Source organism: Streptococcus sp. UBA3373 (assembly GCF_002360305.1).
Taxonomy (GTDB): Bacteria; Bacillota; Bacilli; order Lactobacillales; family Streptococcaceae; genus Streptococcus; species Streptococcus alactolyticus.
The window spans coordinates 10812-23156 of sequence record NZ_DEQF01000019.1 but is presented as its reverse complement, the minus strand read 5'-3'; the positions used below and the strand labels follow the sequence as shown (position 1 = coordinate 23156).

At 40.7% G+C, this 12345-nt stretch carries 11 protein-coding genes; all 11 read right to left on the bottom strand.

Annotated elements, in window-relative coordinates:
* Positions 1 to 227 precede the first annotated feature (227 nt).
* Positions 228 to 1589, bottom strand: a complete 1362-nt coding sequence (gene rlmD, locus B3R79_RS03190; RefSeq protein ID WP_168260944.1) for a 23S rRNA (uracil(1939)-C(5))-methyltransferase RlmD — start codon at positions 1587 to 1589, stop codon at positions 228 to 230.
* Positions 1590 to 1652: 63 nt separating this feature from the next.
* Positions 1653 to 3032: an LCP family protein gene (locus B3R79_RS03185; RefSeq protein WP_293693712.1), complete on the bottom strand. Its 1380-nt coding sequence runs from the start codon at positions 3030 to 3032 to the stop codon at positions 1653 to 1655.
* Between the two features lie 28 nt (positions 3033 to 3060).
* Positions 3061 to 3885 (bottom strand): prephenate dehydratase, encoded by an 825-nt coding sequence (gene pheA / locus B3R79_RS03180; protein ID WP_293693710.1) that lies wholly within the window; start codon positions 3883 to 3885, stop codon positions 3061 to 3063.
* Positions 3882 to 4358 carry a shikimate kinase gene (locus tag B3R79_RS03175; protein WP_168260947.1) on the bottom strand — a complete coding sequence of 159 codons (477 nt, stop codon included), beginning with the start codon at positions 4356 to 4358 and terminating at the stop codon, positions 3882 to 3884. The genes pheA and B3R79_RS03175 overlap by 4 nt, the downstream gene beginning before the upstream one ends.
* Positions 4351 to 5634: a 3-phosphoshikimate 1-carboxyvinyltransferase gene (gene aroA, locus B3R79_RS03170; RefSeq protein WP_168260948.1), complete on the bottom strand. Its 1284-nt coding sequence runs from the start codon at positions 5632 to 5634 to the stop codon at positions 4351 to 4353. The genes B3R79_RS03175 and aroA overlap by 8 nt, the downstream gene beginning before the upstream one ends.
* A 136-nt stretch (positions 5635 to 5770) precedes the next feature.
* Positions 5771 to 7606 carry a translation elongation factor 4 gene (gene lepA, locus B3R79_RS03165; protein WP_154455250.1) on the bottom strand — a complete coding sequence of 612 codons (1836 nt, stop codon included), beginning with the start codon at positions 7604 to 7606 and terminating at the stop codon, positions 5771 to 5773.
* Positions 7607 to 8144: 538 nt separating this feature from the next.
* A complete protein-coding gene (locus tag B3R79_RS03160; RefSeq protein ID WP_293693707.1) occupies positions 8145 to 8663 on the bottom strand; it encodes a hypothetical protein in 519 nt (172 codons plus the stop codon).
* Between the two features lie 524 nt (positions 8664 to 9187).
* A complete protein-coding gene (gene ndk, locus B3R79_RS03155; RefSeq protein WP_293693705.1) occupies positions 9188 to 9604 on the bottom strand; it encodes a nucleoside-diphosphate kinase in 417 nt (138 codons plus the stop codon).
* 86 nt (positions 9605 to 9690) lie between these two features.
* Positions 9691 to 10344 (bottom strand): hypothetical protein, encoded by a 654-nt coding sequence (locus B3R79_RS03150; protein WP_293693703.1) that lies wholly within the window; start codon positions 10342 to 10344, stop codon positions 9691 to 9693.
* A gap of 645 nt (positions 10345 to 10989) precedes the next feature.
* Positions 10990 to 11412, bottom strand: a complete 423-nt coding sequence (locus B3R79_RS03145) for a F0F1 ATP synthase subunit epsilon (RefSeq protein WP_168260951.1) — start codon at positions 11410 to 11412, stop codon at positions 10990 to 10992.
* A gap of 12 nt (positions 11413 to 11424) precedes the next feature.
* A partial coding sequence (gene atpD / locus B3R79_RS03140; protein ID WP_293693700.1) for a F0F1 ATP synthase subunit beta occupies positions 11425 to 12345 on the bottom strand: 921 nt, incomplete at its 5' end.

Genomic DNA, 12345 nt, shown 5'->3' with positions numbered 1-12345 from the left:
CATCAACCCACTACAGTTGACAATGAGCCAGATAAAAAAAAACGAGAACACTTATTAAAATGTTCTCGCTGAACCATTATATTTTATGACGTATCTATTTTTTGTCTACGCAGTCGACATCCAAACAGACGTTCACATCAATGTACTTTTTTGAACCTTTTTTATGTTAAAATCACTCTTTTCAATAAAGACAAAATGTTTGAAAAAATGCTTAAAATAAAGGATTTTCACCCGTTGCTTCGTTGTAGCAACACTACGCACTCCACGTGATGGGTATTTGGGAATAAATCGACGGGTTGAACTTTTTGGAGTTTGTAGCCTAACTCTTGGTAGTGTTTGATGTCACGCGCCATGGTAGCTGGGTTACATGAAATGTAGGTGATTTTGTCTGGTTGCATGGCGACGCTTGCTTTGATGAAATTTTCAATTAAGCCTTTGCGTGGTGGATCCACCAAAATTACGCTTGGTTTAATACCTTCTTTGATCCAAGTTTCCATAGCGTGCTCGGCTGAGTCCGCCACATAATGGGTATTGGTGATGCTATTTAGGGCAGCATTGCGTTTGGCATCGGCGACAGCTTCTTCAATCACTTCGACCCCATAGACAGCTTTGACTTTTTTGGCAAATGAAAGCCCAATGGTTCCAATACCTGAATAGGCATCAATGACAATGTCTTCTGGTGTTAAATCTGAAAAATCAATAGCGGTCTGGTAAAGTTTCTCTGCCATTTCAGTATTAACTTGATAGAAAGAACGTGCTGAAATTTCGTACTGATTACCCAGCATAGTATCTACAATTGTGTCTTTTCCGTAAAGCGTTCTAAATTCCTGACCGAAAATAGCATTGGTGTTTTTGTCATTAATATTTTGAATAATGGATTTCACCGCTGGAAAGGCTGCTACGATTTTAGCGATGATTTGCTCAATACGGAATATTTTAGGGCGTGTTGTAACAAAAACCAGCATCATTTCACCTGAGTAATGACCACGACGAACCACGAGATTGCGAATCAAGCCAGTTTGAGCTTTTTCATCATACGGTTTAATATCAAATTGACGCAGCAAATCACGGGTAAATAAAATCAAGCGATCGATTTCTTTGTTTTGAATGTAAAAATCAGTAATAGGCATCAGATCATGAGAATGTTTGCGGAAAAAGCCAGTTTCTAGCTGACCGTTGACACGACGAACAGGCACTTGGGCCTTATTGCGATAAGCATAAGGATGCGCCATTCCCATAGTTTCTGCGACTTCAACATCTGAAATACCAGCTGTTTTATACAGATTATCCACGACTTGTTTGCGTTTGAATTTGAGTTGCTCTGAGTAAGCCAAATGTCCAAAATCTGCAATTCCTGTTCGCAAATAATCCACATTGACATCTTGATTACGGTAAGGCGAGAGGGTTAGGTATTCTTCAACCTTACCAAATCCAATATTTTTCTTAACTTTCAAGACACGCATCTTGATGGTTTCACCAGGAAGAGCATTTTCAACGAAAAAGACGAAGCCATCAAACTTGGCCACCCCTGCTCCTTCGTGCGATAAATCTGTGATCTCAACCTCTACAATGCTATTTTTTTCTAACATAATATCCTTTCTACTTCCTCAAAAAATAGAGAAACATCACTGTCCCTCTATTATAACATAACGCTATTCACGCAATCCCAATTCTTTTAGTTCTCGTTGATATTTATCAAAATCAATGGCAATGCCTAGACCTCCATACATATCATACTCGTCTGTCCAATCCCCTTCTGCTGGAATGGTGACTTGCTCAATGCCTTTTTGACCGCTGGTGATGACAGACAAGCCTTCCTTGAGGAAAAATGGATAAGAGATATTGGTTGAGGTAAGGGCATAGATTTTACCGATAGCCGCAGACCCTGTAAAAAGTTTGGCGGGGTCCTTGACTTGATTGATAATGGCGGTAATCACTTGTTGTTGACGTTGGGTACGGCCATAGTCCCCATTATCGTCCTTACGAAAACGTGCGTAATTGAGCAAGGTACGACCATCCATGCGTTGTTTACCAACGTTAATGGTTTGGCTAGGAACGCTACCGTCAGGCTGCATATTGAGGTCATCAGGAACTTCGACGGAAGTTACTTCTTGACCATCTACAGTACCAAATTTGGCATCTATTTCAACCCCATTTGGGAATAGCGTGTTGATGGCTTCTGCGAACGTTTCAAAATCAACCATCACGTAATATTTGATGTTGATGCCAAAATTATCCTTCAAGGTTTGGCGCATAAGCTCAGCTCCTTGATTGTGATCTTGCTCACCAATATTAAAGGCGACATTTAGCTTTTGGTCATTAGTGTAATCATTGTAGCTAACACCCGGAATATTAACCAAGATATCACGCATGAAGCTCACTAATTTAATTTTGTCATCGCTATTTCCGATATTCATCACCATAATGGTATCGGTTCTGGCATCAGACGAGCCTTGGGTCACCCGCTGGTCACTTCCCAAAATCAAAATATTGGTGCCGTCAGGACTATTTTCACCGTGAAACGTTTCCGTCACGCCAGGGGTGTAATTGGTATTGCCCTCTGATACATCACGCACTCCCTTGAAAAACATATAAATCATGCCAGCCATGGTTGCCACCACAAGCAAAGCTAGCCATTTCATCAAGCGTTTAAAGAAGTGCCGTTTCTTCTTTTTTGGTCTTTCTCCAGACACATCTGCAAAACGGCAGGCACGTTTGGCTTTTTTAGAACGCTTGGGAGGGGCTTCGTCTGGATATTTGGGAAGTCCTGGTGCGGTCCATTGCTTCTCATCTTCCCAATTCGCATAGTCATCGTAGCCATCATAAGCTTGATCATTAACCTCCTGATAAATAGGACGTGGGTCCTGAGGCGCAGCTGGTTGGGTATAATGGGAGGGACTAGAGATGCTCGCTAATTTTTTTTGATAAAGGTAATCAAACTCCTGCTTCTCACGCTCGCTTAAATATTCAAGATTTCGTAACAGGTATTGATACCGCAATTCCTCGTGGCGACTTAAACGATTTTCTACCATTTTATCATACCAGTCCTTCACTTTCTAATCATAAACAATAGACGTCATACATCCCCATAACATTGTAAGTAATACCTAAAACACGCAATTCTTCTAAGGCAAAAGTCACCAAATCATGATTGCTATTATCCACATCAACGATGAAAAAATACTCCCCCAATGCCGTTTTCAAAGGACGGCTTTCAATTTTAGTCAAATCAAGGCCCCGCCAAGCAAAAACAGACAAGGCTTTGTAGAGAGCTCCAGGGAGATTGTCAGGAAGAGTTAATGCCAAGGATATTTTTTGCGTGTCTTTGATCAGATCAAAGACATAAGGTTCATGCCCTAGCACCCAAAAACGCGTGTAATTTTCATCTATTTCCTGAATGTCCTTGCCGATGATTTCCAAATCATATTCTTTAGCTGCTGCCATGGGAGCAATAGCTGCGTAAGGTTTGTCTGGGTGTTCTGCGATAAAACGCGCAGCGTAAGCCGTGCTAGCAGTCACTTCAATTTGTGCATGGGGGTAATGGCTTTTGATGTATTTTTTCCCTTGGGCAATGGCTTGCGGATGTGAGAAGATTTTCCCGACAGGCTTATCCTGTGCCGTTGCTAATAATTGTTGCTTAATGGGTTGAATCACTTCTGCAATGGCACTAATATCCGTTTGATGAAACAAGTAATCTAGGGTTTCATACACCGAGCCTTCAATCGAATTTTCAACGGGGATAATGGCATAATCCACCAAGCCTTCCTCATAAGATTTAATGACTTCGGTGATATTTGCAAAAGGGATACGGTCAGCTTTTGGAAAGGCTTTGACCGCAACATTGTGTGTAAACGAACCGCTTGGTCCTAGGTAACCAACTTTCATCCGATTTCCTCAATAATGTCTTTGGGCGTTTTACCAGCTACTTCAATAATACGGTTGGCAACTGATTCGTACAAGTCTTGGCGCCCATCAAAAATCGCCTTGAAGTCTTCTTTGCTATTATTGACAAATAGCGGACGCACATTTTTAGTGTCTTTTTGGATACGATTATAGAGCGTGTCAAAATCTGCTTTCAAGTAAATGGTTTCAGGATTTTCTGCCAAAAGTGCTCGGTTAGCCGCACTGGTTACAATGCCACCACCTGTTGCAATCACTCGGTCAGACGCTATCAATTCTGCCAAAACTTGTGATTCAATCTCACGAAAACGGGCTTCGCCTTCTTTTTCAAAAAAATCTGCAATAGGCATTCCGATGCGCTCTACAATCACTGCATCCATATCAACGTAATCCTCATCTAACAAAGAAGAAATGGTTGTTTTGCCTGAGCCCATAAAACCGATAATAATTCTAGCCATGTGTCAGTAACTCCAAATCTTTGAAGAAGCTTGGGTAGCTAGTGTTGATGGCTTCTGAACGGTCCAGTTCGACCTCACCATCTGCTACCAAAAGAGCCGCAATTGCCGTCATCATGCCGATGCGGTGGTCCCCAAAAGTATTGATGCTTGCACCATGAAGCGGCGTTTTGCCTTCGATAATCATACCGTCATCTGTTGGCGTAATATTGGCGCCCATAGCATTCAAGGCATCCGCAACCACTTGAATACGGTCAGTTTCTTTCACTTTCAATTCTTCCGCATCGCGAATCACAGTTCTTCCCTCGGCTTGGGTCGCCAAAAGGGCAATAATTGGCAACTCATCAATCAAACGTGGAATGATTTCGCCACCGATTTCTGTCCCGTGAAGGTCGGAAGTTTCTACCGTGATTGTCGCTGATTTGGCAATATCGTCCACATCTGACAGGCTTAGTTGACCGCCCATGGCTTCAATCACATCAAGAATGCCCGTGCGTGTTTCATTGATACCAACGTTTTCAAGCCTTATTTTCGCATTTGGAACAATGAGCCCTGCAACCAACCAAAAGGCTGCTGAGGAAATATCACCTGGCACCACCACTTCTTGTCCAAGCAATTCTTGCCCGCCAGTGATACGGATTTCCTTACCATTGACATCAATTGAGCCACCGAATTGAACAATCATGTCTTCTGTGTGGTTGCGCGTGTGTTCTTTTTCGATGATAACGGATTCACCGTCAGCCTGCAAAGCTGCGAAAATAAGGGCTGATTTGACCTGAGCAGATGCCACAGGCAATTGATAGTGAATTGGTTTCAATTTTTTATTACCATGCATAGTCAATGGTGGCAAATCACGTTCTGTCTGTCCTGAAACCTCAACCCCCATTTGACGAAGGGGAATAGTCACACGGTCCATTGGACGTTTTGACAAACTGTCGTCCCCAAACATCTCAATGCTAAAGTCTTGCCCTGCTAAAACTCCAGAAATCAAGCGAATAGACGTTCCAGAATTGCCCATATCCAAAGATTTTTGAGGTGCCTTTAGCCCGTCAAAACCTACACCTGTAATGGTCACACGGTCACCGTCATCTTGAATGTCAACACCTAAATCACGAAAAGCTTGCATAGTTGATAGAACATCTTCCCCACGTAAAATATCATGAATCGTCGTTTGACCTTTGGCAAGGCTACCAAACATAATCGAGCGATGACTGATTGATTTATCTCCTGGAACTCTCACCGTTCCCTTTAATTGCGATACATTGATTAATAATTTCATGCCGTTCTCCCAAGATACATTTAGATTTATTTTACCAAAAATAGATAAAAATTTGAATGATTGACTAAGTTTCTGTACCTAAAAAGCGCTCAGAAACACATCCGAGCGCAACTAAATACGAGGTGTTCTGATAAGATTAGTTTTTACTGTTGTCATCGTCCATTGACAAGACAGACAAGAAAGCTTCTTGTGGAACTTCCACAGAACCAATCGCCTTCATGCGTTTCTTACCAGCTTTTTGTTTTTCAAGTAATTTCCGTTTACGCGAGACGTCACCACCGTAACATTTTGCCAACACGTTTTTACGAAGAGCTTTGATATCCGAACGGGCCACGATTTTATGACCGATAGCCGCTTGAATTGGTACTTCAAATTGTTGACGTGGAATGATTTTCTTCAATTTTTCGACAATCAATTTACCACGCTCATAGGCAAATTCGTTGTGCACGATAAAGCTAAGGGCATCGACCTTATCACCATTAAGCAAGATATCCATTTTCACCAGTTTTGATTTACGGTAATCTGAAATTTCGTAATCGAAGCTCGCATAGCCACGTGTTGATGATTTCAATTTATCAAAGAAATCAAAAACAATTTCGGCAAGTGGAATATGATAAATGACATTAACCCGATTATCATCAATGTAGTCCATGGTCACAAAATCACCACGTTTGCGCTGAGCCAATTCCATAACAGCTCCAACGAATTCTTGTGGCACCATGATTTGAGCTTTTACATAAGGCTCCTCGATGCTGGCTACTTTGGTTGGTTCTGGGAATTCTGATGGATTTGACACTTCAAGCATATCCCCGTCTGTCGTATTGACATGATAAACAACGGACGGCGCTGTCATAATCAAATCAATGTTAAACTCACGTTCCAAACGTTCTTGAATAACATCCATGTGCAACAAACCAAGGAAACCACAACGGAAACCAAAACCCAGAGCTTGTGAGGTTTCAGGTTCAAATTGAAGACTGGCATCATTTAATTGCAGTTTTTCAAGGGCTTCACGCAAGTCATTGTACTTGTTTGACTCAATCGGATAAAGCCCTGCAAACACCATTGGGTTCATTTGTTTATAGCCATGAAGCGGGTTATCTGCTGGATTATCAGCTAAGGTAATAGTATCCCCAACGCGCGTGTCTGCAACGGTCTTGATAGAAGCCGCTATATAACCAACGTCACCTGTTGCTAGGAAATCACGTCCAATAGCTTTTGGAGTGAAAATACCAACTTCAGTAACGTCAAAGGTTTTTCCGTTTGACATCAATTGAATTTTGTCACCAGGTTTAACCATACCGTTGACAATACGCACCTGCAAAATAACACCACGGTAAGCGTCATAAACCGAGTCAAAAATTAAAGCTTGTAGTGGTGCCTCCACATCTCCTGATGGAGCTGGAACGTATTCCACGATTTGCTCGAGGATTTCCTCAATCCCAATTCCCGCTTTAGCCGATGCCAAAACGGCCTCTGAAGCATCTAATCCAATCACATCTTCAATTTCTTGACGCACACGCTCTGGGTCCGCTGCTGGCAAATCAATTTTGTTGATAACCGGCAAAATTTCCAAATCATTATCAAGAGCTAAGTAAACATTGGCGAGGGTTTGCGCCTCGATACCTTGAGCAGCATCCACAACCAAAATAGCCCCCTCACACGCAGCAAGTGAACGCGATACCTCATAAGAAAAGTCAACGTGTCCTGGCGTGTCAATCAAGTGAAAAATATAAGTTTCGCCATCTTTAGCTGTATAGTTCAACTCAATCGCATTAAGCTTAATCGTGATACCACGCTCACGCTCCAAATCCATGCTATCTAGCAGTTGTGCCTGCATTTCACGACTCGAAACCGTTTCAGTCTTTTCCAAAATACGGTCCGCCAAAGTCGACTTCCCATGGTCAATATGTGCAATAATAGAGAAATTACGAATCTTCTCTTGACGTTTTTTTAATTCTTGAATATCCATTTTAAAATCCTATAATATTAGTCACTGCTCCTATTATACCAAATTACCAAAAACGTCGCCATAGAAAGTTGTTAAGACCTAAAAAGCAAAGCCTATCATGCGACAAACACCCGCATAGAAAATAGCATCACACCTGTTTTTGATTTATTTTCAAGAAAGTAAACGTGGTTATAGTTAGGTGAGTTAGATATCTGAAAACTAGCTATACAAGGAAAAATATTTGACGATAGAGTATTTTAAAATATCATACAAGAAAATAGAGGTTAAGAATCTGTCAACAACACACCGCTTTATTAGCCGGTCGATAAATGTGGGAGCTCCGACAGTCCCACCTATCTTATTGATTTGCTGTACTTAGAGTTAAGCTAGGCGCTTTTTAAAACCTTAGCTAAATAAGCGTTTTATTAAAAGTTTGCAGCTATTTAAATCAATTGCTAAAGCATACACTGTAGTGTTTTTGTTTACGGCTACTTAAATCTTGAGAACACAAAAACTCAGCCCTCATCATTTTTATCACACTATTAATATAGTGTCAATCTCATCCTTCTCTTTCCGTAACAAAGTAATTCCAGTTTTCTTCAAGGCTAGAATTTGGTGTATTGTCAGGATCATAGTAGCGTAGCCAATAAAGAAATTCTTTTGTAATATTGTATGGACCAGTCAGAATAGAGTCTTTAGTTGCCACAATTGGTTTACCATCGGCCATAGTTCCTTCGCGTTCCAATCTATAAACTGAATATACAATTTCTGATCCTGATCTCACTCCTCCTGGTGCCACAATATAGTAGCCACCATCTTTGAAAATAGAAGGATCAGTGCCAAGTCCGACAACATCAGTTAGATAAATAATGTTACTGGATGCTGTATTGGTTTCAGTTTCAGTTACTGCTTCTTCATGATAACCATCGTCACCCCCTGTTTCACTAGTAGAAATTATAGATTGAGAGGTTTCAGTAGTACTAGAAATAGTATCACTAGTAGAAGTTGTATATTGAGAAGTTTCATCAGTAAATATACCACCTCCGTAATGTGATGGTCGTAGATAAGTGTAAGTCACAAATCCTCCTATAGAGAGCAAAAATTGTTAAAGCTATTGCTGTGATTGTCTGCCATTTTTTCATGATATCCACGCTTTCTAGCTATATACTATGCGTTCGACAGTGAATGATAAAAGATATAAATGTTTTTCTGTATTTTTTATAAACATCATCGCTGTATCACAATACTTGAAATCAATAGCGTACCTAGTTGGTTAATTACCGCTTGTGCATAACACAAACAACGATGCTGTTTGATACTGATGAAGTTTTACAGCTACTTAAAAATTGCAACCCCAATTGCCAATTATTTTTGTTTACCTTTCAAATATAATCGTAGTTCATCTCCTTCTTTTTTACACAATAGCTATTGCCAAGAACATCTATACGTATTTTGTAGATAGAAAGATTTGGTTTGTTTAAACTTTTTAAACATTGTCCACTTTTAGCGCTTTACCCAGGACTTCTATTAACTTTTTTGCAATCCCTTTCATTGTACCTTTTTGCAAACAAAAAAGCAAACACTTTCAAGTGCTTGCTTTCATTATTCGCCAAACCAGAGAGAAATTTCGCGTTCGGCTGATTCCGGTGAATCTGAACCGTGAACGACGTTGAAGGTTGCGCCACCTTCATCTGGGGCTTGTGCGTAGTCGCCTCGGATTGTTCCTGGAAGAGCTTCTTTAGGATTTGTTGCTCCCATCATAGTGCGCCATGAGCCAATCACTTGGTTCCCTGACAAGACACCTATGATAAGTGGTCCACTTGTCATAAAATCAACAATTTGTGGGAAAAATGGTCGGTCAACCAAATCTTCATAGTGTTTTTCTAACAACTCTGGAGTAGCCATACGCATTTCAAGTTTTTCAATCTTGAATCCTCGTCTTTCAATGCGATGCAACACTTCACCGACTAATCCACGTCTGACACCATCTGGCTTAATCATAAAGAATGTTTTTTCCATGTAAACAATCCAACCTATCTAAATAAATTCTTCTCTATTTTACCATAAAAAGTAGGGTTTGAAAAATCTAAGCCTTTAAATCACTTCTAGTCTGCCACCTTGTAATAACACAAACTATCATCCGCGAATTCATAGCCATTGCTACGATTGCTGGTAAAATACAAACGGTCACGACTGGCATCTGAAGAGCCGCTTGCACGCCCAGCTTCTAACAACACAATAACATTGATTCTCATAATACTATCATCTTCAAACTGACAATAAATGTACGGATAGCCATTAACAGATTGTAAACCACCTACAAGCGATACAAAACCAACTCCAGAATTAGCATTGTAACTGTAGCCATCAGGCTGGATAATGATGGTATCCGAACCATCTCCAGTCGTCCATGTGCCAGCCAAAGAAGCGTAATTTCCCACAGTTAGTTCTTCTAACTGTATTCCAGTCGGCTGAGACACCGAAGCCTCATCTTGACTACTACTTGGTGTGGTCTGATTATCAAAACTTTCAGTTTCTGTAGTAATTGACTGTGTTGAAGAACTACTTAACTCTGTTTGAGTGCTACTTTCTGAGATGGACGTTGAGGTGAAAGTCGAGCTAGATGATGCTTTTTGCGTTTGGCTAGTAGTAGATACGGTTGTTTTGGAATTTGTTTGAAGCGATTGGAACTTATGACAAGCTGATAAGCCCACACAAGACAAGGCCAACAAACATAAAAAGACTTTTCTCATATCCATTTATCCCCTCTCTTACAATCAGTAAATATTTATCGTTCCTAAACCACCCTAATTGTAACATAAAAAACAAGTTTATGATATCGTTTTCAATTGTGCTTTTATATTTTTCCTAAACAAAAAAACAAGCGCTTTTATACGCTCGTTCAATTAACAACACAGCTCTAAAACTTCCGAAATTCGTTAGTCTCATAATTATATGTTTTGGAACCATTCGAAACAACACAGCTCTAAAACTCGTGGACCATTTTTTCTCACAAGATTTCGTAATCGCGCCATTCGTCCACAGCAGAACTTCAGCTCCGAACGATCCCATTAATAAAATCGAATTTTAATTATTTCCATTATACCATAAAATCAGTTTATCTAACAGCGATTTTAAAAAAGCAAGATATTTGAAAGTTCTAAAATGAAATTAGCCACTTGAGCACTTGAGTGTATCAAAAAACATCTCAGAGAGATATAATTGTAATCACCACAACAACAATTAGAAAGACTCTGAGATGCAAGACTATTATACACCAAAAGGTAAACATTTAACACTAGCAGACCGTAGAAAAAAGAGAAAACCAATTGGTTCTCTCTCGATGTTAGCTTTTCATCACCCCACTACAGTTGACAAAGAGCCGGTTAAAGTAAAGATTTCTCTTACTTTTTATTATTTCCCACGCTAATGCGGTTCAATGCCCGACGAAGAGCAACTTGGGCACGACGCACCTCATCGATATCATGGTTACTTTGTGCTTTTTCCAAGCTACGTTCAGCACGAATTTTAGCACGTTCGGCACGGCTAACGTCAATATCGCGTTCACGTTCAGCAGAATCAGCGACAATAGTGACATGATTATCTTTGACTTCGATAACACCACCGTTGATGGCAATCCAGTCCACGTGATTTTCATCATCCGTACGACGGATTTTCATTTCATGGACTGTCAAAGGGGCAATGAGGTTGATATGGTCTGGCAAAATCCCCATCTCACCGTCAGGTGTTTTTATTGAAATATAATTAGCATGGTGATCATAGCGAATTCCATCGGGTGTTATCACCTGAACAGTCATATATGTCATGGCATCACCTCATTAGTAGTTCATTTTTTTCGCTTTTTCAACAACATCCTCGATTGGACCCACGTTACGGAAAGCATCTTCTGGAAGATCATCGTATTTACCTTCCAAAATTTCCTTGAATCCACGAACTGTTTCAGCTACGGGAACGTATGAACCAGGCATACCTGTAAATTGTTCCGCAACGTTAAAGTTTTGTGACAAGAAGAATTGAATACGACGTGCACGTCCAACCAATGTTTTTTCTTCATCAGACAATTCGTCCATACCAAGAATGGCAATGATGTCTTGCAATTCACGGTAACGTTGAAGAACACGTTGCACTTCTGTCGCAACATCGTAGTGCTCTTGACCAACAATTTCTGGTGCAAGCGCACGTGAACTTGAAGCAAGTGGGTCAACGGCTGGGTAAATCCCCATTTGAGTCAACTTACGTTCAAGGTTGGTTGTTGAATCCAAGTGAGCGAATGCTGTTGCTGGCGCTGGGTCAGTGTAGTCATCGGCTGGCACGTAGATGGCTTGAATAGAGGTTACAGAACCTTTTTTCGTAGATGTGATACGTTCTTGCAATTGACCCATTTCAGTAGCCAAGGTTGGTTGGTAACCAACGGCTGATGGCATACGTCCAAGAAGGGCAGATACTTCTGAACCGGCTTGGGTGAAACGGAAGATATTGTCAATGAAAAGAAGCACGTCTTGGCCTTCAACATCACGGAAGTATTCAGCGATAGTCAAACCAGTAAGGGCTACACGCATACGTGCTCCAGGTGGTTCATTCATTTGACCAAAGACCATGGCTGTTTTTTCAATAACGCCAGATTCTTTCATTTCCCAGTAAAGGTCATTCCCTTCACGTGTACGTTCCCCAACACCGGTAAATACTGAAATACCACCGTGTTCTTGGGCAATGTTATGAATCAATTCTTGGATAAGAAC